This is a genomic window from Superficieibacter electus, assembly GCF_002915575.1.
Taxonomy (GTDB): Bacteria; Pseudomonadota; Gammaproteobacteria; order Enterobacterales; family Enterobacteriaceae; genus Superficieibacter; species Superficieibacter electus.
Genome location: NZ_PQGD01000028.1, coordinates 19,598 through 44,548 on the forward strand (window position 1 = coordinate 19,598; position 24,951 = coordinate 44,548).

Genomic DNA, 24,951 nt, shown 5'->3' on the forward strand with positions numbered 1-24,951 from the left:
AGCTCCATCAAGAATACAAATCTCTGATAAATGGATCGTTGAAATAACGGCTACTAAAAACTGCTTTACCTGGCAAAAAACCGAGCCACCAGAGTTTGTGTTTTAGCAATCCTCTTATTCCTGACTCAGCTGCTTTGTTATACGCAATCCAATACACAACCGCTGCTACAACAGAAAACCCGAAGCATTCGAAGATATTCCCAAATGCAACCAGAATGAATGCAAGCCCTAATTTTTTGGCATCCCAAAACAAAATCAGTAGAGGCATGTTGATCCTGAAAGGGAATCTATAGGTATGCTGAGGAACGTCGTTCTGCTTACTCATTAAAAATCCAGAGAGGGGGATGAACCCCCTCATGCATGATTAACAATAAATTACAGCGGTACGCCAGCATCCATAAAGGTGCTGATAATTTTCTCGCCGTTGGCCATTACCAGCATCATGAATAATGAAACCAGTGCCAGGCCCGGGTTAGGCTTAAGGACAGAGAAATATACGCTTGAGATCAACATCGCGGCTGCCAGAATTTTGCCCGGAGCTCCAGTCATACTTTCACTCATGTATGACCAAATATCTCCCAGTGCCCCATCATCTGAACCCGCATATGCCAGACCGCAAAAAAGCACGGTCAGCAGAACAAACAAAATCACTTTTGCGCTTTTTGTTTTAAAAAGTGCAGCCGTGTTAGATTTCTTTTCACTAAGGCCAATATTTAAAGAAAGTTCCATAATTACTCCGTGTAGATTTGAGTTCACGTAAACGCGAATGAATAATACTTTTTTATTCCGATCCTTCCGTTCGCATAAACCCCCTTTTTTTAACGTTTAGCGATTGGTGAATTTTTAAGCAAAGGGCCTAAAGCATAATCTTTGAAAGGTACCAGTGAACGCTTAGTAAAAGTTTGAAAGAGGGGAGGGGGTAAGATTACGTTAAGCTCAATCCTGAAGCTGATGAGACTCCTCAAGCATAAAAGTCACTTTTGATGGTTTGAAAAGCTCTAACTAGATATCGGGCAGGTAACTAAGCTTCATATCTAATCTTTTTTGTTCCCTTATTATCTATCTCTTGATTCTGAGAAGGCCGCATATCACTGTGCTCCCTGGTTCGGCAACTATCAGTTGGAGAAACTACATACAATCCTCGGGCCGGTGCGTCATTCATCTAAATGCCTTTTACACCTCTGGGCGTGAGTGGGACTTTGTCTTGTCCATACGAACATCATTCATTCGAATGCTTTTGGCCAATGCTATTTAAGCAAATGCTTTCTGGCTGAGTCCTTTTGCGAATGAGTCTTTGATATAACTGCATGAATTTTGGGTTGTTTGGTGTACTAACAAAACAAAGGCATTTCTTTGAATGCCATTGGAGTTGTGATGCTTCTGATATTTTTTTGATCTCATATCAAGCACATAGTCCTTCTGATGCCCAATGTCATAGATGTCTTGGACCATTCTCGCTCTTAACAAAGCTGAACTGTGTGTCATTCGACCTAATGCCATTCACCAAAATGCCTTTTTATACCACTGCATAGCTATGCTCGGGATACAGTGGCAAACAAAAGCATTTCAATGAATGAATTTTTGGGATACCGACATCAAAAGCATTTGTATGAATGTAAGAGGCGTAATCCACAAAAGGCATTCACGTGAATAGAGTGCGCACGAAACCATCTTGCTCAACGGCATTTAATGAATGGGCTAGCATGTACGCTTGAGTCAGAAAGGCATACAGATGAATAGTCAGGAGTTCGTTTGAAAAGTTACTTTTTTGCACATTAAGCCGAGATGTAAGACCAGTAGTAAAAGAAGCACTAAGCATAGCACTGATAAATAACTTATTTTTCAGCAGGTTATAACCAGTGCATACCAGATAGCTTTCAACCTTGTTTGGCAAGGGCCAGCTTAGGGCTTCTTTTGAAGATCTGAAATTGTATGTCGCGACCTTTCTTAACTTCTTGATAATCGAGATATCCGATAGATTCAAGTTCCCGCATTGCTTTACGAATTATCTGGTTTTGCGTACGAATAGGGGTTGTAAGAAGCAACCTTTCCCTCAACCGTTTCATATTAACGAACAACGTACCAGCTGGCATTGCTTCAAAATAAATATAGAGAGATTGCGCAGCTTCTTTTTTAGCCAAAATGTATAGAACCTGAAGGCTTAACAATGTCTTATGGTCGTAACGATACAGTTCCCACATAGAAGGATCCCCAACCAGCTCAACAGTATCGCTTTTTGGATCAATCATAGCCTTCTGCACCAGATGCGTTACTGTGAACCGACCACTACGAGAGTCTGAGAAGGCAAGCACTACCGATGCAAGGTTCATTAATGACTCTTTAAAGCGCGCACGAGTTCGTTTGTTGATGTTTGTTGAACTGATACCACACATCTTCGCAAACTCGTTAAAAGTCAGGCTAATCTTCTCGGAAGTAAAACCATATTTACTGAAAGCCATGATGATCCCGAGCCAGCACTTAAAGTCGGTAGACATAGATAGTTTGACACCAGTTATCTTGATGTCGTCATAACCCTCCGATCTTGCAATTTCCATACACGAAAGCTCATCAGAGGCATCAACTTCAAAGTTTCGGTCGCGGTTTTCTTTTGTGCCGACAGGGGTAAATACACTCAATCTCAGCAGGGCCACGGGCTGAACCGACTTGGACGAGTTAGGCGTCAGTTGATAAGTCTTACCTGATTCATTACTGGTTACGTCAAAAGGATGGATTAACTCGTTGTTTTTAATCATTAACTTAACTCGTCGGTGATAAGATTTTCATTTGGCAAACTGTTTATAACATATTCTTGCAAATGCTTTTTACGCATTTACCTAAATGCCATAAGCATTCCAGTAAATGCCTTCCTTATTCATTCAAATGCTTTTCGCATGCATCCGAATGCCGGATCCTTTCATAAAGTTACTATAATCAATGAGTTAAAGATGCCGTGATCTTTACTTGAACTCTATTGATCTTTAGTGATCTAAAGAATTGATCTAACCTGTTGAAAACAATGATAAGTCCATATAAAACAAGGAATAGCGCTCCTTTATCAATATCTACAGATCGCAAACGGAAATGAAAGTGGGTTTACTATCATTGTTTTATTCAAGACAGTTTTTATTTTAATTTTATTAAGCAAATTTTTTGAGTTTACCTTTTAGATGTATCAGCCCTATTTGGCAAATTTGAGGTTCATGTATCATGTAGTAAACAGGAGGAAGATATGAACAACAGCAAACATACAGTCATTGAAGTGGATACTAATCTAGTTGAAATTGAAAAGGGATTTAATCCCCGAGAGGCGGTAATCGGAGATTTGTGTTACGAACAAGAACCTGTCAAATCGATGATTGTGTCAATCAAACAAGCCTTTAAGGAAGGAAGGCAGGTTGATATGATCAAGGTCGTAAAAAGAAAAGGTAAATATTTAGTTCGTCAAGGTCATACTCGTTTTCATGGCTTAAAATTAGCAATTTCTGAAGGTGCTAATATTCCAAAATTATCTGTTATCTTAATCGATTATAAAAACGAAATTGAAGAATACCTTGAGAACCTCGATGGTAACAGAAGCAATGGGCTAAATCCGGTTGGGCAAGCTCATGCATTAGCTCATGCTGTTAGTCTCGGGTATTCGGTTGAAGAACTAGCAATGCGATATCAACGATCAACTACCGCAATTCGTAATATGCTAAAAATCCTTGATATGCCATTAGAGCTTCAACGTTTGATTAGCCTAAATCTAATCAAAAAAACGCTCGCCATTGAAATAATGTTAAAATATTCCAACGATCACAAAATGGTTTTAAAACATATAGAAGGTTTCTTACCTGGCGTTAAGAATATTGAGACTACAACGAGCAAAATTGTAGGCATACCTGAACACAATGCAGCTGGAGCAGGACCAGACACCTTAAATAAAGGCGGACCAGAAAAGAAAAATTCGGCAGTCACACGTAAGACTTTGGGTATTAAGCGCCTCTCGCATAAGAAAACAGAACGGCTAAAATCTGAATTTCTTGAGCTTGTGGAAAGTACACATACGGAATCTATAACGAATACTCAAACAGAACTAAAATTTGGTAGAGATAGTGCACACTTGTTCAAAAATGTTGATAGTAAAAATGTAATATTTTCTGATGATGGTGTTCAAATAATCTTGAATGATGAAAAGCTAAATATTTTATTGTCTTTACTTAACGACGAAAATACAGCAATCATTCTTTCTAAACCAAAATTAGAAGAGCTTCTGGAAATTCGAGATCTCCTTAAGGAATAAAAAACCGAGGATTAGTTGAGTGATTAAACCTATAAAGCTGACTCTTATCGATAATTATAATGATTTGCTTCTAACTCATGAAGTCCTTAAACGCAACATGGAAGAGTTAGAACACGGTAAACGTTTTGACCAATTTCCTGAAGGGCATGACCACTATGAAAAAACTGTGAAAGAAGCTGTAGCAATCGTAGAGGCACGTTTGGAGGTGTTTCGAAAATGAAATCTCTTTTCTTTACTCTTGATGGTCATATGGTACCAGCCTCAGTGAATGTATCCCTTAACGGAGATGGAAATTATTATGCACCTATCGAAAGAGAATGTAACGAATGTGCGGGCACAGGCCACAAAGGGGCTGATGTATGTGAAAAGTGTCATGGGGTGCAAACAGTTGGACCCATTATTGAAAAATTAGTGGTACTAGAGCCAATTACCTTTCTCGATAACATTCCGGAACTGCGTGTTAACCCAACACTCGAAGCATGGAAATCCAGAAACCACGTACTTATTGAGAAAGCAAAAAAGGCTAACACTAAGTTTTCTAATAGTATATTGGCGCAACTAGACAATAACCGTTTTTTGACAGAACGCCAGCTGGATTGTTTCTTTACAACCTTTGATGTGATGTTGTCTGAAACTCCGGAAAATGAACAAGAAATTTTAAAACATAGCTACAATATCGGCCAGGTCATAAGCATTGAACTAACATTTACTGAAGTCAGGGCCGCGTACGCAAAAAGTAAAGGGAGTTATTTTTTTACATTTACTGGTAAAGTTAGAAATGACGGGATCGCTTTAACGGCCGATAAACAGGATCACATTTTATTGGGTGAACGTTATCATTTGACTGGAAAAGTCAGAAAATTCTATGATTTTGATTCGAAAAATTATGCTGCAATAACAGTTTTTAAGTTAAGTAAACTCCAAGACAGTTAAATGTTTTACTGCTTAAATATAGAGCCAAGACTTAAACTGTCGTTAGGACTCACTCACGTAATATTGTTGCTTACGCAATGGGTTTTATCCCTCATAAAGATCTGCGAGTATAAATCTTTTACATTTAAATTCCCCTCTATCACAACCTTTTCAATAGTAAAAAAATGATAATCTTATTAATTATAATTTTTAATTTTTTGTATACCAATACCATACAGTTAAGGCTAAAAGGTGATGATGGAGATGGACTTTAAAATGCACAATGATCTGGGTCTCGGTTTCATTTGTAAAAATGCAAGAACATCGTCAAAGCCAACGTTAAGAAAAGTTACTTTTCCGGTAAGCGCATATGAAACGTCTAAGCTTTCTTTAACCGGTTTTCAATGCCCCACAGCCTGCCGATTTCCTTTTTTTGTGCTATGCATGATAATCCATAACCATCTTTCGTCTGCATGCCCTATCAACCAAAATGAATGTTCAAATCATATATCGCAATTTTCTATCGACATTAAAGTACAAGATTGGCTTAGCCGTTCAAGAGTAGCGTTTATTGATTTCCATAATCTAAGAAATACAGATAAAACCACATTAATAACAGTGGAACATCTTGAAGCTTTACTTACTGTTATGTCAACTACTCTTGTCGCTTACGCTCCATATTCAAAAAAGAGACTTAACTTTAGCTTTCTAAATTCATTTACTTTGTCTAAAACTTCTCAAAGTTACACATTAACTTTCCCGGTAGTTCTCAGTCCGCTTTTAGATGCTCTTGGCGGTTTCATTCAGGAATGCATAACCGAAAAATTGTTAAAACGACGAAATTCGAATTTCATGGTTTACGAGTATCTTAAACGTTCAGGCCAGAGCTCTCATAAAGTGGAGGACATTAATAACGACTTACAGCTTAAAACTCTAAATATAAGACTTATGAGCGTCCTTACTGGGCTTTCTCAGCAAGGACTCATTTCATTTATTTGCGAAGGAAAGAGGGGCGACCGGAGAATAGAAGAGCTTCAGTTTATACCTTATGTTCAACGAACTCACCCTGAGGTATTAACTTTTCAGGAATGGATTAGCCCCGTTGATTAGAATTAACTCTATTTCAGCACGGCCAGTATTTCTGTTTCCGTTTTCCGTGTATTTGGCTTACTTCCTACGGATCGGTAAGCGCTGAGTCTGTGTATGACGAATCCACGCTCTTCATAGAGGCCCAAAGTGAATGGTGTCAGGCTATTTGATATCGCAACAGCAGCGCCTTTTCTGTGAGCGTCAACGAGCATATTTGCTAACAGCACGTGGTCGCTTTGGCTGAACGGTTTACCATCGTAACTGACAAAACTAGTTTTGCTTGTTTTGTCATATGGCGGATCACAATAAATCTGATCTCCTTCGCCGGTTGCGGCCAGAGTCTCCTCAAAACCAGCGGTGATCAGTTCAATACCTGAAAGACGAAATGAAAGGTAGTCTATTTTATTGAAGTCAAGCTTCAGTTCTGTATGTTTCCCCCAGGGCACTGAATAGATTCTTTCTGAGTTATAGCGGCACATACCGTTATAGCCCAGGCGATTCAGGGAGTAAAACAAAGCCGCTCTTTGAAGCGGTTGACCAGAAATACAGGTTTTGTTGAAACGGTCCCTCATCTCATAGTAGTCCTTTTCGACAAAGGTTTTATCCGCTAGGTTTTGGACCTGATTTATAAAGTTAGTTTTCTGTCTTTGAATAGTCCTGTATAGGTTGATCAAGTCTGGATTGCTATCTGCAAGCAATGCATTTTGTGCAAACATGTTCAGAAAAACGGCACCACCGCCTATAAAGGGTTCTACCCACCGGCAACTATGATCGTGTGGGTAGTGATGGCTGATGAAAGGCATCAGTTTCGTTTTTCCACCAGCCCATTTGATTATCGGCATGTGTCTGAGATGTCGAGTCAAAGTGTCTATACCTGAGAGAGAAATTTAGGTGCTGGTATCGTACCTAACCACGGGCTTTAACTAATAACTTAGGGAGCAAAAAAAAGTTGTTTAAGACGCACAGTTTTGACTTTCAGCATTGCGGATTTATAAGATTTTTCCTCACTGATACCTGAACTTTATGTTTTGGATTTATGTCTTTGTTTATGAAGCGATTTTGATGCCATCACAAGAAATGGGGAGCCCTCTTTTTTTGTGAAAAATCAGAATAGGCTCAAAAAGTACCTTTTTTGCGAAAAATTATGGATTTTTTTTTCGGTAGTATCCCCGCTACGCAGAAAGTAAGCAGAAAAATGTAACGGAGCCCCTATGAGTGTTTTACTGACAGAACCTACACAGCAAGCTAATGACAAGGTCTTTAAAACGGCCCATGTTGCCTTTTCAGTAGTTACTGGCACAGGTCGTTACGTCACTGGGCTTAAACAGTTCCGTGATGCAAACCCTGAACTTTGTACTGAAGTAAGTGACCAGAAAGCATGGGCTATCCACCCTTCAGTAATTCAGGTCACGCCAGGCTTCAACTCCCGCGAAATGGGAATGGGTGACGATTACTATAAGCTCCCTGAGGTTGAAGAACACATCTACAACATCAAGAATGCCTACATTCGAGGTGACTATGTAGACCCTATCCGAGTACGTGTCATTGATGGGGTACCTTTTGTTCGCCAGGGGCACTGCCGTTTAAAAGCCGCAATGATGGCATGTGATGAAGATCATGACATCACAATCCTTTGCGTTGAGATTAAAGAAGATGAAATTGGCTGTGAGCTCGCGACCATTGATGGTAACCGTGGTCTTGCGCTTTCTCCTGTTGCGCTTGGCGAGTCCTATCGTCGCCTACATTCTCTTGCTGGCTGGTCACTCGAACGAATTGCTCAACGTGAAAATAAAAGCCCGACGACCATCAGTTCTCTTATCCGCCTGACAACCTGTTCTGTTGTTATCAAGAAATGGATTCATGCTGACGCTATTTCGTATGTTAACGTGCTTTCACTGATCGATGAGCTCGGTGAAACAGAAGCAATTTCACGTATCAAGAAGATGATCGCGGAACTTGAGCAGGCCGATGCGAATGGCATCACGGTGAAAAAAACCCAACATGGTCAGGTACGAGTCAGACCTTCAGACTTCAAGCCAGCACGGATTCCGCCGGTTATTGCCACAAAAGCCGTAGAAGGCGTCAAACTCATCACCACCAGCTTATTACAGAAACTGGGGGATATTGAATTGCCGGAGATGACAGATTCAAGTGCTGACGAAGAAATCAACATTACGTTGAACCGCAGTACTCTGGAGATGCTGAGAAATCTTTCAAAAGAGATCACAGAATCAGAGAACAAGCAGCTTCGCCGTGCGGAGAATCGTCAGGCAAAACTTAATGGTGAGAAGCCAAAATACCCACGTAAAAAAAATGCTAAGAAGGCAGGGGAAGAGACCGATCAGGATACTGACCCACAGCCGGACGCAGAATAATTTACTTTTGGCAAAGTGTTGGTTTTGTCAGAGTCATTAAGGATTCAGGCTTTTTGCCCGCCTTTTTTAAACCTCCATGTATCGTTCTTGCCCCGTTTATGCGGGGCTTTTTTTTTGCTTCTTTCTATGAGTTGACATCTTTAAGTTTTATTCAGAGACATAAAAAACTTTTTCGTGTCACTGAACCTATTAGGTTACAGAGCGACGTTGCTATCCTGGTAAAAGTTTTTTCTAAAGGACCGGTAAAATGTCATCTCTTGATTCTGAAGCTAAACCCGATAATGCAGGTCACAGCGTACTGGCTTTAACAACCTCTCATAGCCTGGTGGTTAGCTCTTCTGAAACATTTCTTCCAGATATGCGCAAAGAGCTCGGCATTATCGCGGATCTTGTTGAGTCCTATAATGATGAACTCTGCTTGTTGAAACACATGGCTGTCCAGTTCAAAACCCACAATCACCAGAAACTTTATTCTTATCTCTCAGGCTACAACCACAGTATCTCTGAAGCGGATGCCTTGTTCGCGGAAAACGCTCTGAGATCTGAATACTGGAAACGCGTTATGGCACTCACTGATGTTTTGCCTATCATGTCGGATGCCAAACGTAACGAATGGGATAAGCAGTTTACGGCCGACCGCTATATTATGCCGCCTCAGGTGATCCCTGATTTCACAGCTGACGCTGTAGTAGGCACAGTCGTTGCTTTGCTTAATGACCGCAATCAATTTATTAAAGAAAGGGTTTACGACGTCTTCCAGTCTCTGAGCCGCAGTCATAAGACAAACAAAGCTTTTGGGTTCTCCACCCGCATGATCACTACCGGAGTTTGCGAGCCGTCTAAATACCCCTGGCAGAAATTAAGGGTGGATTTTAAAGAGTCTGGCATTTCACCACTGAGCGAGCTCCGCGTTATATGCGCATTCTTCCGTGGCGAACAGGTGAAGGCGATCCATAACACCAAATCATTGGTTGAGGCGTTGGTCGAACATGAGGGGTTCAGAAAATGGATCTGCATCGATGGCAACAGTATTCGTTTCAGGGTTTACAAAAATGGATCAATGCATATTGACGTCCACCCTGATATCGCCGAGCGGCTTAACAATATTTTATCAGCTATCGTACCGCTGGCATTACCTGCCGACCGCATGGCTCATAGCAAGAAATCTTTGGAGGCATTCCCTGTACTTAAGCAGTGCATCGACTTTGATACCCGGATGCAGCTTTCTGAACTAATGTTTAAAAATGACGGGGACAATAAATGGAGTTGCTGGACATCTTTAGGGTCTCTCGCCGAACGCAAATCTTCGAGTGTTGCCGCTGACACCCTTCGGTTCTTAGGGGCAACAGTAACAAAATACGATGTGACATTTTCCTATGATCCGTGTGAGGTTATTCGTTACATCGGCCAGATAGGGGAGATGCCTGATATTGTATCGCATCAGTTTTACCCTTCATCTTGCCGAATCAGCGAATATGTATATTCCCTGCTCGGTGCAGGGGAAGGGGATACCCTCCTGGAGCCTAATATTGGCCATGCGGATTTGCTTAAATCATTCCCTGCCGGTGTGATCGTTACTGGCATCGAGCTTGATACTTTGAATTGCCTTATCTCCCGGGCTAAGGGATACGATACGACAGAAGCTGACTTCCTCACATGGTCTAAGTCTAATCAACAGAAGAAGTTTGATTATGTCGTGATGAACCCACCTTTTGCCGATAACCGGGCCAGGCTGCATCTCCAGGCAGCTGCATCTCATCTCGCAGCCGGGGGATCTCTAGCAGCCGTTCTTCCATTATCTCTTCAGGGGCTCGATAACCTTCTGGGGGAAGAATTCCGGACGGAATGGATGGACGTTTTTGAGAACGAGTTTGAAAACACGACCGTTTCGGTTCGCATCCTGTACGCCGAACGTATTCAACAAGAGGAAGTCCTATGAGCAACCAACCCACCAGCCTGCCAGAAGAAGATATTGAGTTTGTTATGGATACCTTTCAGAGGAGCATGGGTAAATCCAAACCTGTCAGGGATACTCAAATAGAGGGCGAGAAACCGCAAAGTAAAGAGTCCGCAAACTCAACTGAAAACCCCGGTTATGAAGAATTCTTTTAATTACGCTCATGATATCCTGGTGCAGTTATTTAGAATGATATTTGAGGGATGGGGGACATTGTGATTAAAAGGCGTAACATTCGACGATCAGTTTATGGATTGCTTATTGTTCTTATCGCCGGAAATGTGTGGTTAGGCCTTAGAGCTGATAAAATTCATAAAGTGCGTTATCAGGATTTCTGGTCACCGGCAACTGTGATTAAAGTAACTGTAATGCCTTCAACGAATGAAATCCAGCTCAGTGGTAAAATCCCTAAATCGGTAAGAGTTTCAAACAATTATGTTGAGTACTCGTTACCGGGCACACTCTCGGACAAGACCATTTACCGAAGCGTGTTAGAAGATGAGATGCTCACTTTGCTTAATGCTGGAGGTCAACTTGAAGTTAAATACACTCTGGACAAGCAGACAAATCGAACTAAGGTATGCACTAAGTGCTTACGGGTGATTAAAGATATTAACCATCAATATTCAGCCACTGAGGTAAAGCATGGGCAGTCCTAAATTTGAAATTGCTGAGCAAATTAAAATGTGGATCGTTGTTTATCTAGTTTGCTTTTTAGCACTTTACTGTGTGTTAAGCGCTCTACATGCGCTTTATGATCCGCTAAATTTACCTGCCCTGACGTGGCCTATCAGCTGGTTCGTGGTGCCTGAAATGACAAGTTTTGGCAGTGCATTATTAGCTTTTGTCCTAACGCCAGGCCTTTGCTCTATAATTGCTGTTTTATTCGGTAAGTCTACCTTTAAAAAAGCTAAAACAAAAATATAGAGTTAATTAGATTGGTGGCTCAGGTTTATAAAACCTCTCACTAGAGAGGTTTATTTATTATTTTTGACTGAGATTAACAGCGTTTTCCATAAATGTATCAATAACAACCGTAAGAGACTGGCTGGTACCATGGCTATACTCAGGCCAAGGTAAAAAAGGATATGAAGAATACGCCATCAACATGATACTGGTTGGGCAACGCCAGTCCGTTGGAACACCTTTACTGTAATGGACAATCATAGCCGGGCGACTACAATCAATATCTCCAGCGTTTTTATCGAGTACGAAAGTAGCCAGAACGCCGGTGTCCTTCTGGGATACGAAAACAAGGCTGTCAGTAAAAATAAAGGCCATTAAGGAAGAGGCCAGGAAAGCGCCAGTAAATAAGGACTTCTTCTCTTTCCAAACGCGTCGAGCATATAACCCCATTAGCGCTACCGCTGAAACCATTCCGGACCACTGAGCACCCAAAGAAAAATCTGTTACTGTTTTAGATGTCATACTTTCATTAATAGTAATCATTGCGACAATGAATGGTGATGCAATTCCAAGTGTTGCTAGGACTATCAGCGATATTTCAGACCGGTTTTCTTTAGCGGATCCTTTACTTATTGCAGACATTGCTCTGAACATAACGAATGTACTGTTGAGCATCAGAAAACAGCATAAGAGCATGTATAACATTGGGTTTCCTCAACCTAGAAGTGATGGTTACCCTGTTATTTTACATAAATTTGACTCAACAGATGCTTTTAAAATCTCGCTTCCTTGAATTTAAAAACATATCAGCACAATTGGCAAACATAAAGGAGCAGCGTCTATCAAAAGTTACTTTTATGATTGGTTGAATACTCATTTTGAAGGCTAAAATCCAAAAAAGTGGGTACAAAAAGTTACTTTTGCGTCATCCAGATGCACTGCCGCCATTTTGCATTCTGTACGTTGGTTGCTTTCTCACTTGATGTCTCTTTTAACAGGCAAATTATCACTTTATCCGACCGGACCTTGTAGGCTGAATCCGTAGAATAAGGCTATAACCTATTCCCGGAGCATCATATGCGTAAAACTCTAATTGGCTGCATGGTTGCAACTGCCCTTGCTACTGTATCTTCGGCACATGCTCAGGTATTTAGCTACTCATTTACAGATACCAATAAGGCTGTTCGGAATATTAAGCCTGCAACACAAACATATCTTAATCCCGCTGGTGTTTTGACTCTGAACTTGATATCGGGTCTTGATCGGTACGAGCGAGTGACGGTCACACGAGACAGCGATAAAAAGGTTATGTATTCCTCCGTCTCGACCAAAACGAGCGTTGCAGATCGTATCGTTGCTGCCGATGGAACAGAATACTATGGAAAGGATATGGTTCTACCGGCGCTCGGAGAAGGGACCTTTACTGTAGTCAATGAAACTCTGGATATTCGCCAGACTGTAGTGAGCACATCTACTTATCATTTCATCGTTGATACAACTCCTCCACGCTATAAGAGTATTTATCCGAGTCAAAACGCAGGTTACGACATGGTACTTTCTGGGCCACTTTGGGAGTTGGGCCGAGGCGGTAGTGGCCAGTTTTCTATATTTGCAGACGGTATTGAGGATGCTAGTGGAATTGCCAAGATCCGTCTTGTCATTAAACGAAGTAATGGTTCTGTGGTCTCCGACAATAACCTGAGTTATGACACAGCCAATAAACGTGCGTTCTATCCGTGGATTAAAGATATGAACACCCAGGCTGGCATGCCCTCAAGTGATCTTGATGAAGAATTCACCTTCAATTTCATCGTTACGGACCTGGCAGGAAATACGCTTAACATTCCTCCCCAGCGGTTTTTATATGACGATCAAATGGGAGAATTTACGCCATTTGCAGTTCATGACTCACGTGTAAGCACCAGTGTTGTACCCGGCATTTCTTCGGGATACGTCCCGTTTAAACGAGGCCTTACAGTGCTGGAAAACCCCTACAAGTTGGTTATACGTATCCCAAGAACTAACTGGAAGCCATATCGAAATGGTGGCATGAGCATTACCAATAACTATGGCGGAGTACAGGTCCTTTCCGAAGATGCCACCTATGTCTACGTGGAAGTTAAGCTGCCACAGGGTGCCTTAGATGGAAACTACTATAGACCTGTGAATACATATCAATGGTCTGGAGGAGATCTTGGTCAGTATGCCAGCTGGCTCAACTGGGATCCTGCCTCTGTAAAGAGTCCGGCTTGGGGAAGTTCACCCATAGAACGACAAAAGGCTGATGGAACATGGTTCAACAGCGTAAACTGGAACCTGTTCAAGGCATCTGATATGCCTATAAAACTTACTAATATCCGGTTCAATGTACAGGCTAGGCCATATGATCAAAAAATCACTGGCGGAGCAACATGCAGTATTCCAGCTGGCTCAACAACCTGTACCGTCTCTTTGCCCCAGGATATTATAAATGGCACTACCGGCTATCTTCATAGTGGCTATGAAGTAAGGTCAACCACCGAAGCAACCTTCTTTGCCCCTATATGGGAGAATATAGCCTGGCATACACTGGGTCCCTCCGTCACTGGATTTGATTACATTGAAACCACCAACATTCTCCAGGTTTACGTGAATCAACCTGGAGATGGTTCATATTTCGACCATGTTTATGTAAATCGAGTTTGGTTGTCAGATAAAAACCGTAACAACGCAGAAATAAGCGTAACCGGCAAACAAACAGGTAGAAATATGGCGTCTGGGAACTACACGTATGAGTTCAACATGAAAGAGGTACCAGAAGGCAGTTATAACGTGGTAATTAATGCCCAAGATACATTCAACAATACCGGTAACCTCCCTTATCAAACTGTTGTCGTTGATAATACAGCACCATCTGTAAGTATTAGCTACGAAGGAAAACCGATCAGCAAAAACGTAACAGTATATGGGCTGGAGAACGTCCGTATACAGCTCACCGATGCTCTAACTAAACCATCCTTAAGCCGTATGACTCTTCGCGGTGGCCCTGTTTCTGATGCGGTGGAATTGTCTTGGGTGAATCTGGGAAACAACCTGTATGCACCTAATTATCCCAAGATCTTTCCGTCTCTTAATGAAGGCGAAACATACACTCTCACAGTTCAGGCCAAAGATGAGATGAACAACGTTAAAGAAAGCTCAGTCGAATTTAACTACCTTCCAAACAATCTCGTCAGGCTAGAGAATCTGAAAACCTTAGCTGTCAATGCTTCTCTCAAAACATCTGACAATACTCCTCTGGCTGTTCTGTATGCCAGCCAGCTGCGTAAAAAGGATGGTTCAATCGCTACAGGGCTTCAGGACGCAGTGCTTACTGTCCGTAAGGACGCTGCATTCGGCGTGACTGTAAATGGTGTTTCTGCGATGCCAGGTGAAAGCAAAGAGCTTCAACTGGATTTGGGGCTCGGGGACAGCCGTAGCTTTCCTATTTTCCCTGCTGTATCCGGCCTTACAGGCAGATCTGAGTTCATGATTAACATTGAAGAATTAAAATAAAGCAGGGCTGTTTTGCTGAAGCACAACGGCCGTCTTCTGATGCGCCGTAGCCCATGTTGTTGCAAATCAGTCCGACGTTCATTGCGTAAGTAACGCTTACTGCGGACCATGGTAGTGATTAGACTCACTACCATGGTCATTTCACCACATATCTTCTCTGCATTGCTCTTGTTGGGCAGACTAGTAACTCGTCACTAAATTGCAGCTTTTGTCTTGCTAAGTCGCTGGTATAACTGCACTACGAAATCGTCAAAAGATTTTATCCCTCATGTAGATCCAATAAATGATCCCAAAGGTGCCAGAGAGTACAAAGAAGATCCCGGTACGCTGTAGGCCGCATGGTTACTGGGCTGGAGCATTGTCACTGACAACAGTAGCGACATAAGTGACAACGGGAGTGACTTAAAAGACAATGGTAGAGACTATTTCGACGTTGGTAATGATTTTAAGTGACAATGGTAGTGAGGTTAGACTTAAACTTCCACTGTAAGGTAAGGTGACTCGCATTATTTAAATAAATTATTACTTTCAATTACTTGCGACACGAGTCTGCATGTATGCTTCTATTTCTCAAAAATTTATCCACCGAAAATGCCTGTGGCTGTGATTTAGCTTTGACGACAGTTTTTATCAGGGAGGCAAGTTGAGACCTGTATAAGAACTAAGCATTTATTTATCCCCATTTTCCACAAGGTAGTTCCAATAATTAGTACCTTAGTGTTCCTGATAGATCAAAAGAGATCCCCGCTGCCTCCAGGCCAGACGGCACAAGGCCTGAGACGTGATCAGTGACAACAGTAGTGATTATTTTGACATTGGTAGTGATTATTATAACGTTGGTAATGAGTTTTTTGACATCAGTAGTGATCAGAGCGACAATAGTAGTGACTTTTCATTAGATCTTTTTAACTTGATCTGATCCGTTGTTGATAAGAGTTGCAGGTCATTGTATGCAAAGAGTTTTTGCCAAGTTTTAATGAGTGGAGTCGTGTTTTTAGGTAGAACTTATGCACAGATATGGATCATCACAATGATCCATCCAGTGACATAGAGTTCGCTGGGGCTTACTATTCACCAATCTGTTTACACATTCAGTGATAACTTATTATGACTAAAGAGAAAGATACTGAGCAGCAGGACCTGGTCACCAGGGCTTTCTCTGTTAGAGAGAAAGAATCAGGTAAAGACATCATTTTGCGTCCTAACAGCAACCGTACGGTGCAGTCTATTGCTTTGATGCGGCTCGGGCTGTTCGTCCCATCACCAAAGAGTGTGGGGCGTCAAAATCGGGAATATAAAACGGTTGGCTTTGACGCAACGAAAGAGTTACAGACGCTCTCTTTAATGGAGAGCGAGGGGTTCACCAATATTTCAATTGTCGGTGAGCGTCTTGATATGTCAGTAGATTTTAAGACGTGGATGGGCATCATTCGAACCTATGCCAATCATCCGATTAACAATGACACGATAAGCTTAAAATTCACTGAATTCCTCAAGCTATGTACGCCTGAAAATTATCGCTCATCTACAGCGTCCAGAAAACGTATAGACGCCTCCTTACGCAGGTTAGCATCCGTTACCTTGTCGTTCACCAGTAATAACTCGTCCAAAGTCTATACAACGCATCTGGTACAGTCTGCCCTGTTAGACCCGGAATCAGATCAGGTTGTCCTTCAGGTTGATCCTAAGATTTTCGAGCTCTATCAATACGATCATAAGGTTTTGATGCAGCTGAAGGCAATTAAGGAGTTGGCCAAGAAGGAAAGCGCCCAGGCTCTCTATACGTTCATAGAGTCATTACCGCCAAATCCTATACCGATATCCCTTACTCGGCTGAAAAATCGTCTGAACCTCAAAACACGAGCAAATAGTCAGAATGCTACCGTGAGAAAGGCTCTTGAAGAGTTGGCATCGATAGGATACCTCCAGTACACCGAAATTAAGAAAGACGGAAAAGTATACTTCCAGATTCATAAGCGGGATCCCGATCTGAATTTGAACAATACTCAGCCTCCTTTAGAAGTGGTTGAAGATGAAGAAGAGAACTCAGGGTCTTCTGTTTTAGAAGGTGAGTTATGCCCACCAGCTGACCCGATAGACGGCGATGATGTTCTTACCGTCCATGATTTAACCGCTGAAGAACTGCGCTATATTCGTAGTCTTCGAAGCCAGAAAAAGAACAGCAACGCCAGCTAAAGTTAACCCGGCGGTTCAGGCTCCGGGTGCTAAATTACTTCTTCGATTTTCGTTAGTCCCAGCCCGCTCTTTCACGTCAACGGTAATGAGTCAAAAGTCATTACCGTTGTCATTGTTCTCTACCACCCTATGTAGATCGAGATTGCGAATTCAACGCTTTCTCCTGAGTCACCTGTTAACACCCGGTTTCTACGCTTTACTTCATTGGCCAGTACATCCAACGGAAAATATCGTAACGGGGTGACAATGGCAGTGAGTTGACCCACTCACTACCATCGACATTCAAATCCCGGCTTCTCTGGTAGCTATAGTGACAATGGTAATGATGTGTACCTTACTGGCATTGTCATTGTCCTCCGAGTGTGCGTTCAGCTTTGGGAGGACACCGGAACTTAATGCGGCGAGTCACGGCCATTGTGAATCTCGATTGGATTGGCGAATACGGCTTCCGGTTGGGCCAGATGTCAATGGTTATGCTTCATCCAGCTCATTACTGTAGTCATTGCCGTTCAGCTGAGCTGATGCTCCTCTCATTCTATGTGGCGACAACGGTAGTGAGCCCAGAAAGTGACTACCGTTGTCATGGCCGTCCAGTAGAGCGGGTCAACCTCTTAAATCACAGGGTGACAACGGTATTGAGCCCAGAAAGTCACTACCGTTGTCATGGACGTCTGGTTAAGCGGATCTACCTCTCAATTCACAGGGTGACAATGGTAGTGAGCCCAGCAAGTCACTACCGTTGTCATAGTCGTCCCGTTGAGCAGATCAACCTCTTAACTTACAGGATGACAACGGTAGTGAGCCTATTAAGTCATTACCGTTGTCATTGCCATCCAGAAGAGCGGATGATCCTCTCAATTCATACGGCGACAATGGCACTGAGCCCAGCAAGTCACTTCCGTTGTCATAGCCTTCCAGAAGAGCAGATGAGCCTCTTAATTAACAGGGTGACAACGGTAGTGAGCTCATTAAGTCATTACTATTGTCATGGCCGTACAGCTGAGCTGATCATCCTCTCAATTCACACGCCGACAATGGTAGTGAGCTATTAAAGTCACTACCATTGTCATAGACGTCCAGTTAAGTGGACCATCCTCTCAATACACACGGTGACAACGGTAGTGAGCCATTAGAATCACTACCGTTGTCATTGCTTTTCAGGTGCACTGATAAGGCTCTCAATAGACACGACGACAATGGCAGTGAGCAATTAGAGTCACTTCCGTTGTCATTGCTTTCAGCTGAGCTGATAAGGTACGTCATTTACACGATGACAATGGCAGTGAGCCAATCGAGTCACTACCGTTGTTAATGCCGACCAACCGAGGGAAGGGTCCGCTCAAAGAACTGAGTGACAACAGTAGTGAGATCATCCAATCACTACCATTGTCAGCTTAAACCTGTAGGACGAAGAGGCTTGTCCGATAAAATGACGACAATGGAAATGAGCCTATCCATCACTACCACTGTCATTAAAGTCCAGCGGTTCAACGTTAATCAGTAGCTCCGGATGACAATGGTTGTGAGTCAGGCAATTCCCAAGCATTAAGTGACAGCAGCGTAACACCTCTAAGCTCACTCCTGTTGTCAGGGGTTAGGGTATTGAGTCTCTACCGTCGTCAGTGTTTCTGAGACACCAGTATTGCAGATCACTACAATTGTCACTTAAGTATCGACGGGGGAATAGATGCAAGTGACTGGCTAACCAGTACCAGTTTAGATTCAAAACGATCCCATCTTTGTGGATGCACTTGAGTAAGCTCGTATGACGATATGTCAGAGAAGTGACAACGGGAGTGAGTTGCCGGACTCACTACCGTTGTCATCCCCGGTTGAAGGAAGAGGATCCCCGGGGCTGTATATTTACCGGGTATCCTTACTCAAGGGTTTCGACACTCACTCCCATTGTCGTAATCAACGAGTGTGCATTGTCTTTTAAAAGCATCGCTGGAAACGTACGATTAAAGTAACTTTTCTTTCGGTTCTTCCTTGCGAATCTCTGAAGACGTACTGGCTGATCGGAGTCAAGGAGGGCAGTAAAATTGAAGCCGTCAGTTTTACTGTCGGCTCCGGGTAGTTACTTCAACTCGTCGATCTGAATCATGAATTCTGAGGTGCCAACTTTCCCATTTTCGGAAGGATAAACGGGTAACAGAAGATTATCCCCCTGGCCCATATCTATTTGCACCTCAACTGACTCACCTGGAGCCGCCTGTGCCCCGTTAAATTTAATACCGAAGGCTGCATCCTTCCGCACAGTCAGCGTTGCGTTCTGGACCCCTTTAGCAATTTCTCCATTTGTCTTACGCAGAACGTTAGTGGACAGGTACGCAAGGGGTACGCCATCTGTCGTTTTGAGAGGCGAACTGACCGATAATGTGCGTAGATTATGTAACTGCACAAGGTTATTCGGTAGATAACTGAACTTCTGAGTATAGGTTTTGGTATTCGACTGACTATCGGCAACTGTTACGCTAATTGAATAATTTTCAGATGGTTCGAAATTTGGGAACAGCCTCGGATACTCAGGCATGTATGTATCTTTGCCTGCCGGTGACCACGTAAGCTCAACGTTATCAGCTGTGGGGCCACCTACGAGCTGAAGACGGGTTATCCTCGGGGTTGTCAGATTATCTGCCAGAGCGATCCTGAGGTTCTCCAGGCCGTACACTACCGTATCGTCTTTTACCGGCTTTCCGTCGAATGTTATGGCCACTGTCGGAGGAGTGTTATCCAGAGCAATTTCTCCGAAAGTTTTATTGGTCTGGTTCTGGAAGAAGTCCCTGATGTTGACCTCAACGTTGTATTTTCCTTCAGACTGACGGGATAAATCATAAGCAATCGTGTAGTTACCTGAGATACGAGATTTGATTACGCCTGTGGGTGACATCCGGGTACCGGTGTTCTTATCGGAAAGATAAAATTCCCTCAATGAGACCGAGTCGAACCAGTTACCATCGCCTTCAAGTGACGCCAGTACATCCAGCTGCTTGTTAGTCTCGTCATATGATATCGAGTTTATTACCGGCAGTTGTTTATTGTTCCAGCGTGTCATAATCCATTGCTCAGACCGCAAAATGGGATTGCTGATGCTGCGAACGAAGTAAAGGATCCTATTGTAGCCCTGGGTACCCAAGGCCATATCAAACGTCTCAGGCGCTTCACACGAGGTTTTTCCTGCCGGAATGGTGCAGGTCGCCTTACCGCCGATCTCTTGTGCAAAGGGCCGGGCTTCAACGTTAAAACGAAGTCGGGAAATTTTAATTGGCAGTCGTGATGAAGCCACACTCTCAAAATCCTTCCACTTAACCCAGTTCCCCTTGTCATCGAGGAAATCTACCCAGGTACCCGCAAATGCAGGCGTTTGGTTTGCAGATGGGTTTAGAACGAGGCTGTATGACGGATAATACCCTCCCCACTGGCCAAAGTTCGCCATACGAGCCATATCCCCATTAATTGAGCCATAGGGAAGAGTCATTTCAACATAAGCATAAGTGCTGTCTACAGCTATCTCTTTGGGGGCGGAATATTGATTGATGAACTGAAGCCCACCTTCTGAATAAGCACGGTAGTTAGATTTTGGGATCCGGTAGACTAATCGAATAGGGTTTTCGTTAACGACCATACCGGCTTTGTAAGCCGGATAATTAGAAACCCCGGGTACGACGCTGGAAGACGTATTTGGATCATGAACGGCCCACAGTGTCATCTCACCCAGCGTGTTGTCGTAGCGAAATTTTTGAGTTGGCAGCGTTCGGCTATTACCTGCGTTATCGAAGATAACAACTTTTGCAGTAAAGTCTTCATCCAGGTTGCTGTCTGGTATTCCGGTTCCCTTAACTGAATTCTTAGAGTAAGTGTGGTACATCTTTTGGCCGGATACGTCATACTGCATCTGTGTAGTGCTGTAGAGGCTACCGTCCTGCCTGTAAATATATATTAGGCCCTTATCAATACCATTTGCATCACTTACGCCCGAAGAGGTGAAGTCATACTGCCCCGTTGCCTCTAATCCAAGCTTCCACACGTCACCAGCGGTAGAGCCAGAACCAGTATTAGCGGTAAGAGCATTTGCCGCTGGAGGGGTGACATCAATTAGCCAGTTATAGTTATAGGTCGCTACAGGCTTCTGATTGAGATCTAACACGTTTATCTGAACGACAAATTTGCCTTCACCCAAAGCAGGCAAAGTTACTTTTTTGCCGTAGAACTCACTACCGTCAGCAGCTGTTAGTCGGTCTGATACACCCGTCCGTGTAGTCGTAGTATTAAGAATGACAGTTCCAGTGTCTTTCGTGACTTTGACATTAACGAAACGATCAAGACCTGAAATAAGTGTCAAAGTTACCGGTGATGCCGGATTAAGCATAAGACGAGAAGACGGGGCGTGGATCTCAATACCGTTCGTGTCTTTAAAGGCCGATTCATATATCTGAGCTGGGGCCTGAACAGACATACCGAGTCCGGCTACAGCAGTAATAAAAGCGAGATGTTTCATTCTTATTCCCCTTTAGGTTTGGTGTTATTTTAAGCTTTTCCTAAAGGTCACTATGTTCGTAAAAGTATAAAAAACTTCTCCATATGGTGCTCGAAATTACAAATCTATAATTTGCCTTTCGACAAACCTTATTGTGCGTTCAGGACGGAAATCTTTCTTTTTGGAATTACATCTGACATTTCTGTGGTGTCCAAACTGGCAACGATTGCAAAACTTATAACATTAGCCTGAAACTATCGGCATCCACATATCGCATTAAGTGATGCTTTTACTTTATGTAAAAAAGAATCAGGATAAATTAGGTATGTCAGATATAAATGCGTTAACGGACGGCATATATGAATCAAAACCTGGCGGCATTACGCCACCAGTCGAGAGGGGAGTGAACCTCAGTCAGTACGTCTACCTTCGTTCCGCAAGGCGCTTCTTGTTGTGAATTACAAACTGCCCTGGCGAGAACTGCATCATTTCACCCCTAGCAACACACGTGCCTCTTCAACGGTTTGCCAAGAAGGCATTGCTACGCCAGATTGAGTGCCGTTGCCCCTGCGCTCACCTGTGTCACATTCTACATAAAGACGCATCAGCATCGCTTCTGTTTCAGCGGCCCGGCTATTATCCATTACCAGTTCTGCTGCGCGTCGTAGCTGTTCTGGAATGTCATTCCACATTCCCGCACCACTTCTGTCTTTGTTAGTGAGCAAGTCTTCAATAGCAGATGAAGCCATGTTAAGCAGGTCAGCCGAAACTAAAGGCATCGGCGGGGCGGTATAGAGGATTCGACGTCTTCCGCGTCTGTCTGGATCGTATTTATCATAAAAAGCTTTGTTCACATCTTCCCAGTGCCACTGAAGTTGCCCGGTTGCGTCATGGTGGCAAAACTCGCACTGATAAACAGGCGCAATCGACATAACTGCCTTTCCAATACGTGCCAGTACAGCAACTTCGTCAGCTCTGAGACTCATTGCTTCGCTTGGGTTACTACCCTCGGCAAATTCCAAAATTTGTTCAATACGTTCTGGTGTGAAAGTGGTCATAGGCTTTGAAAACATATTTTTCCAGTTGTGCTTACCATATCATCAGGCATTAGGAGCGTTAGCGAATAATTAACAGGTCAGGACCAAAACTAAATCCTTCCCCCATACGGTCTTCATGACGGGAGACATATGCCTTACCGTATTTCTCCAGATCCTGTAAGCGATCTTTTGCCAGATTCCACGAGTATTCCTGGCCCCACACGGGTCCGTCACGCCCGTCAAAGCGGTCAGGTTTACAATTTGCTTTCAGAAGAGCGTAGACATGCTCCACCGTGGGTAGCTGCAAAGCACTATTAGCCTGAGAAACGGCAGTATGCGTCATTTCTGTTCACTCTTTATTGATTTAGTCAGTTAAGCCGGTCAGGTAACTTTAACCGGCTACTCGTATTAAGATTTCTTTCCGGTTGCTTGTCAGTTAGCGGCGAAGATCAATTTCAAGGCGGGCTGTTTTGACCTTTGTTCCGGACTCCCTAAATGTATCATCCGGAAGAGGCGAAATTTGTCCGCCAAGTTGTTTGACTCGCTCCCTGAGCGCTTTTGTCAGTGTGTCTTCCCGGAACAATACCCCAGCTGACAGAATGGCCTGTAAGCGACCTCGCTTAGCGAGCATTGCGATGGCATGCATGACATGTTTAACGTCAGAGCGTTTAAGGAATGGTGGATTCATAACGATAACATCAAAAGTTTCATCGGGCTGGTACCCAAGAAAGTCGGTATGCACCAGCTCGACTCCTGTGCTAAGGACACTATCGTTCTTCACTGCAAGGAATCGCTCATCGTTCAATTCGATCCCGGTAATCAATGCATCCGGAGCCGCCAGTTTTAAGGCTTTCAGAATGCGGCCATCACCAAACTCTGGCTCCAGTACACGCTCCCCGGCAGCTGGTTCAGCGCGTAGAACCATATCTGTGACTAAATTCTCAGGTGTAGGGAAGAAATTGAACAGATCTCGTGGGATGTCAACCGAACCTGTCAGAATGATTTGCTCGATACGCTCAGCTGCATCCGCCGTAAAAATATGTGCCTGCTCTTTTCGGTTCCATTTGCCACCGGCGGCTTCGAGCACTTTGTTTGTCTTAACATAAATGCTGCGGTCGAGCTGGTCGGCCAGGAAAAGAAAGTTCCCTTCAGCACGGCAGCGAGATAAGACGTTCAGAACTTCAGTTGAGATTTGCATTAAAACTCCATTAAGAGGATTTACCCGCCTGGCGGCAGCGGGTTGGTTACTTAAACGGGACAATTCAGATTTGGCCTTGGTTAGTCGGCAGACAACAGCAGGGATGGGCTGTTATAAGAGAAGCGGTCAACGGGAGCCTTATCAAATCGCTGACCGCTTGCATCAGGGGTCAGAACGAGTCCGTTATGGGCGCAATGAATGTGGAGCAACATATCCCCGCCGGTGTTGATGTGTAAGGCAGGCACACCCTGATCGATTTCGAACATGACACCAAAACAGGGGTTACCTTCCTTGTTAACAACTTCACAGTGGATGTTATGTTGGCCGGTAACGCTGACCTGATAGGCCTGACTGTCCTCTTCTGGCAGTGTTTCCTCCTCCAGGCGCCAGTCCTGAAGTGTGAGGCTAATTTCAGGGGTGTCATGCTCTTTCTGAAGAGCCTGGATACCTTTACGGAACAGCTGCATCATTTCAGGAGTAAGGCAGTCTTCCTCAGCTCCAAAATGTTCTTTCCAGCCTTCAGGATCTGCATACATCCAGACGTTTTTAGCGAGCGAAGGTAAGGAAGCATCAGGCTCTACAAGGAGGTGAGGGATGTTCTCTTTGATTCCGAGATAACGTACCGGCTGGCCATTAAGCGGTAACCCATCCGACACTGTAACTTCTGTTCCTGGCAAGACGACGCTGTTTACCAGACCTCCACAATGTTCGGCCACCACGCGGCCTAAATCTGCCATAAACATCCGATGCTTTTCTGGTGAGTCCAGCTCACCAAGGAGTTCAGGTTTAAGCAGTAAACCGGTAATAATCTCAGTCAGTTCACGAGGAGATACTAATTTATACATTTTGTTTTCCTTTTCTGTGTTGGCTTTATATTACCAATCCAGATGCACGAGCTAATAACCTCCAGACAACTTTTTCAAAAATTATTTACTTAAAGCAGGGTGCTAATATGCGCAAGAAATGAATTTAGGAAGGACGGCTTCAA

General features: G+C 43.4%; 21 protein-coding genes. 11 read left to right on the plus strand and 10 right to left on the minus strand.

Going from position 1 to position 24,951, the window contains the following annotated elements:
• Positions 1 to 7 precede the first annotated feature (7 nt).
• The 3 genes from CHU32_RS24315 to CHU32_RS24330 all read right to left on the minus strand — a co-directional run bounded on the left by CHU32_RS24315 (position 8) and on the right by CHU32_RS24330 (position 2,753).
• Complete coding sequence (locus CHU32_RS24315; RefSeq protein ID WP_001447770.1) at positions 8 to 358, minus strand: type IV conjugative transfer system protein TraL; 351 nt, start codon at positions 356 to 358, stop codon at positions 8 to 10.
• Between the two features lie 17 nt (positions 359 to 375).
• The gene (locus tag CHU32_RS24320) at positions 376 to 729 is read right to left on the minus strand and encodes a hypothetical protein (protein WP_000423602.1); all 354 of its coding nucleotides are present in this window, start codon (positions 727 to 729) and stop codon (positions 376 to 378) included.
• Positions 730 to 1,877: 1,148 nt separating this feature from the next.
• Entirely contained in the window at positions 1,878 to 2,753 is an 876-nt protein-coding gene (locus CHU32_RS24330) for a RepB family plasmid replication initiator protein (RefSeq protein WP_000594611.1), read from the minus strand.
• Positions 2,754 to 3,229: 476 nt separating this feature from the next.
• On the opposite strand from CHU32_RS24330, the gene CHU32_RS24335 reads away from it, so the two are divergent.
• From CHU32_RS24335 to CHU32_RS24350, 4 genes are all read left to right on the plus strand, one after another.
• On the plus strand, positions 3,230 to 4,282 hold the full coding sequence (locus tag CHU32_RS24335) for a hypothetical protein (RefSeq protein ID WP_001065778.1): 1,053 nt from the start codon (positions 3,230 to 3,232) through the stop codon (positions 4,280 to 4,282).
• 19 nt (positions 4,283 to 4,301) lie between these two features.
• On the plus strand, positions 4,302 to 4,502 hold the full coding sequence (locus CHU32_RS24340) for a hypothetical protein (RefSeq protein ID WP_000594930.1): 201 nt from the start codon (positions 4,302 to 4,304) through the stop codon (positions 4,500 to 4,502).
• Positions 4,499 to 5,215 (plus strand): DnaJ-like cysteine-rich domain-containing protein, encoded by a 717-nt coding sequence (locus tag CHU32_RS24345; RefSeq protein ID WP_000838219.1) that lies wholly within the window; start codon positions 4,499 to 4,501, stop codon positions 5,213 to 5,215. The genes CHU32_RS24340 and CHU32_RS24345 overlap by 4 nt, the downstream gene beginning before the upstream one ends.
• A gap of 234 nt (positions 5,216 to 5,449) precedes the next feature.
• Positions 5,450 to 6,304: a hypothetical protein gene (locus tag CHU32_RS24350; protein WP_000970401.1), complete on the plus strand. Its 855-nt coding sequence runs from the start codon at positions 5,450 to 5,452 to the stop codon at positions 6,302 to 6,304.
• Positions 6,305 to 6,312: 8 nt separating this feature from the next.
• Here CHU32_RS24350 and CHU32_RS24355 read toward each other — a convergent pair whose 3' ends face one another.
• Positions 6,313 to 7,125 carry a DNA adenine methylase gene (locus tag CHU32_RS24355; protein ID WP_001121574.1) on the minus strand — a complete coding sequence of 271 codons (813 nt, stop codon included), beginning with the start codon at positions 7,123 to 7,125 and terminating at the stop codon, positions 6,313 to 6,315.
• A 369-nt stretch (positions 7,126 to 7,494) separates the two neighbouring features.
• Between CHU32_RS24355 and CHU32_RS24360 the strand changes: the two genes are divergently transcribed.
• The 5 genes from CHU32_RS24360 (at position 7,495) to CHU32_RS24375 (ending at position 11,542) form a co-directional block, all read left to right on the plus strand.
• A complete protein-coding gene (locus CHU32_RS24360) occupies positions 7,495 to 8,658 on the plus strand; it encodes a hypothetical protein (protein ID WP_000114860.1) in 1,164 nt (387 codons plus the stop codon).
• Positions 8,659 to 8,905: 247 nt separating this feature from the next.
• Positions 8,906 to 10,597, plus strand: coding sequence for a DUF4942 domain-containing protein (locus CHU32_RS24365; RefSeq protein WP_000096325.1), 1,692 nt, complete (start codon positions 8,906 to 8,908; stop codon positions 10,595 to 10,597).
• On the plus strand, positions 10,594 to 10,770 hold the full coding sequence (locus tag CHU32_RS28345) for a hypothetical protein (RefSeq protein WP_000070862.1): 177 nt from the start codon (positions 10,594 to 10,596) through the stop codon (positions 10,768 to 10,770). The genes CHU32_RS24365 and CHU32_RS28345 overlap by 4 nt, the downstream gene beginning before the upstream one ends.
• 60 nt (positions 10,771 to 10,830) lie before the next feature.
• Positions 10,831 to 11,274, plus strand: coding sequence for a hypothetical protein (locus CHU32_RS24370; protein ID WP_001805248.1), 444 nt, complete (start codon positions 10,831 to 10,833; stop codon positions 11,272 to 11,274).
• Positions 11,261 to 11,542 (plus strand): hypothetical protein, encoded by a 282-nt coding sequence (locus CHU32_RS24375; RefSeq protein ID WP_000535423.1) that lies wholly within the window; start codon positions 11,261 to 11,263, stop codon positions 11,540 to 11,542. Before CHU32_RS24370 ends, CHU32_RS24375 begins: the two co-directional genes overlap by 14 nt.
• A gap of 57 nt (positions 11,543 to 11,599) precedes the next feature.
• On the opposite strand, the gene CHU32_RS24380 is transcribed toward CHU32_RS24375, so the two are convergent.
• Positions 11,600 to 12,226: a hypothetical protein gene (locus tag CHU32_RS24380; RefSeq protein ID WP_000966518.1), complete on the minus strand. Its 627-nt coding sequence runs from the start codon at positions 12,224 to 12,226 to the stop codon at positions 11,600 to 11,602.
• A 372-nt stretch (positions 12,227 to 12,598) separates the two neighbouring features.
• Here CHU32_RS24380 and CHU32_RS24385 point away from each other — a divergent pair, with 372 nt between their 5' ends.
• Both CHU32_RS24385 and repHI2 read left to right on the plus strand, forming a co-directional pair.
• Entirely contained in the window at positions 12,599 to 15,055 is a 2,457-nt protein-coding gene (locus CHU32_RS24385) for an Ig-like domain-containing protein (protein ID WP_001232713.1), read from the plus strand.
• A 1,107-nt stretch (positions 15,056 to 16,162) separates the two neighbouring features.
• Positions 16,163 to 17,251 carry an IncHI-type plasmid replication initiator protein RepHI2 gene (repHI2, locus tag CHU32_RS24390; RefSeq protein ID WP_000159528.1) on the plus strand — a complete coding sequence of 363 codons (1,089 nt, stop codon included), beginning with the start codon at positions 16,163 to 16,165 and terminating at the stop codon, positions 17,249 to 17,251.
• A gap of 2,077 nt (positions 17,252 to 19,328) precedes the next feature.
• Here the strand turns inward: repHI2 and CHU32_RS24400 are convergent.
• The 5 genes from CHU32_RS24400 to CHU32_RS24420 form a co-directional block, all read right to left on the minus strand.
• Positions 19,329 to 21,749 carry an Ig-like domain-containing protein gene (locus tag CHU32_RS24400; RefSeq protein WP_000681217.1) on the minus strand — a complete coding sequence of 807 codons (2,421 nt, stop codon included), beginning with the start codon at positions 21,747 to 21,749 and terminating at the stop codon, positions 19,329 to 19,331.
• A 464-nt stretch (positions 21,750 to 22,213) separates the two neighbouring features.
• A complete protein-coding gene (locus CHU32_RS24405; protein WP_000491820.1) occupies positions 22,214 to 22,801 on the minus strand; it encodes a hypothetical protein in 588 nt (195 codons plus the stop codon).
• Positions 22,802 to 22,844: 43 nt separating this feature from the next.
• A complete protein-coding gene (locus CHU32_RS24410) occupies positions 22,845 to 23,108 on the minus strand; it encodes a hypothetical protein (RefSeq protein ID WP_000149862.1) in 264 nt (87 codons plus the stop codon).
• A 93-nt stretch (positions 23,109 to 23,201) separates the two neighbouring features.
• Entirely contained in the window at positions 23,202 to 23,963 is a 762-nt protein-coding gene (locus tag CHU32_RS24415; protein ID WP_001447802.1) for a methyltransferase, read from the minus strand.
• Positions 23,964 to 24,043: 80 nt separating this feature from the next.
• Positions 24,044 to 24,808 carry a hypothetical protein gene (locus tag CHU32_RS24420; RefSeq protein ID WP_000277498.1) on the minus strand — a complete coding sequence of 255 codons (765 nt, stop codon included), beginning with the start codon at positions 24,806 to 24,808 and terminating at the stop codon, positions 24,044 to 24,046.
• Positions 24,809 to 24,951 lie beyond the last annotated feature (143 nt).

Coding starts and splice junctions, on each gene's coding strand:
- CHU32_RS24365 (WP_000096325.1), top strand. CDS start 8,906: ATGTCATCTCTTGATTCTGAAGCTAAACCCGATAATGCAGGTCACAGC.
- CHU32_RS24320 (WP_000423602.1), bottom strand. CDS start 729: ATGGAACTTTCTTTAAATATTGGCCTTAGTGAAAAGAAATCTAACACG.
- CHU32_RS24355 (WP_001121574.1), bottom strand. CDS start 7,125: ATGCCGATAATCAAATGGGCTGGTGGAAAAACGAAACTGATGCCTTTC.
- CHU32_RS24420 (WP_000277498.1), bottom strand. CDS start 24,808: ATGTATAAATTAGTATCTCCTCGTGAACTGACTGAGATTATTACCGGT.
- CHU32_RS24410 (WP_000149862.1), bottom strand. CDS start 23,108: ATGACGCATACTGCCGTTTCTCAGGCTAATAGTGCTTTGCAGCTACCC.
- CHU32_RS24415 (WP_001447802.1), bottom strand. CDS start 23,963: ATGCAAATCTCAACTGAAGTTCTGAACGTCTTATCTCGCTGCCGTGCT.
- CHU32_RS24350 (WP_000970401.1), top strand. CDS start 5,450: ATGATGGAGATGGACTTTAAAATGCACAATGATCTGGGTCTCGGTTTC.
- CHU32_RS24345 (WP_000838219.1), top strand. CDS start 4,499: ATGAAATCTCTTTTCTTTACTCTTGATGGTCATATGGTACCAGCCTCA.
- CHU32_RS24375 (WP_000535423.1), top strand. CDS start 11,261: ATGGGCAGTCCTAAATTTGAAATTGCTGAGCAAATTAAAATGTGGATC.
- CHU32_RS24385 (WP_001232713.1), top strand. CDS start 12,599: ATGCGTAAAACTCTAATTGGCTGCATGGTTGCAACTGCCCTTGCTACT.
- CHU32_RS24315 (WP_001447770.1), bottom strand. CDS start 358: ATGAGGGGGTTCATCCCCCTCTCTGGATTTTTAATGAGTAAGCAGAAC.
- CHU32_RS24380 (WP_000966518.1), bottom strand. CDS start 12,226: ATGTTATACATGCTCTTATGCTGTTTTCTGATGCTCAACAGTACATTC.
- CHU32_RS24330 (WP_000594611.1), bottom strand. CDS start 2,753: ATGATTAAAAACAACGAGTTAATCCATCCTTTTGACGTAACCAGTAAT.
- CHU32_RS24405 (WP_000491820.1), bottom strand. CDS start 22,801: ATGTTTTCAAAGCCTATGACCACTTTCACACCAGAACGTATTGAACAA.
- CHU32_RS28345 (WP_000070862.1), top strand. CDS start 10,594: ATGAGCAACCAACCCACCAGCCTGCCAGAAGAAGATATTGAGTTTGTT.
- repHI2 (WP_000159528.1), top strand. CDS start 16,163: ATGACTAAAGAGAAAGATACTGAGCAGCAGGACCTGGTCACCAGGGCT.
- CHU32_RS24400 (WP_000681217.1), bottom strand. CDS start 21,749: ATGAAACATCTCGCTTTTATTACTGCTGTAGCCGGACTCGGTATGTCT.
- CHU32_RS24360 (WP_000114860.1), top strand. CDS start 7,495: ATGAGTGTTTTACTGACAGAACCTACACAGCAAGCTAATGACAAGGTC.
- CHU32_RS24335 (WP_001065778.1), top strand. CDS start 3,230: ATGAACAACAGCAAACATACAGTCATTGAAGTGGATACTAATCTAGTT.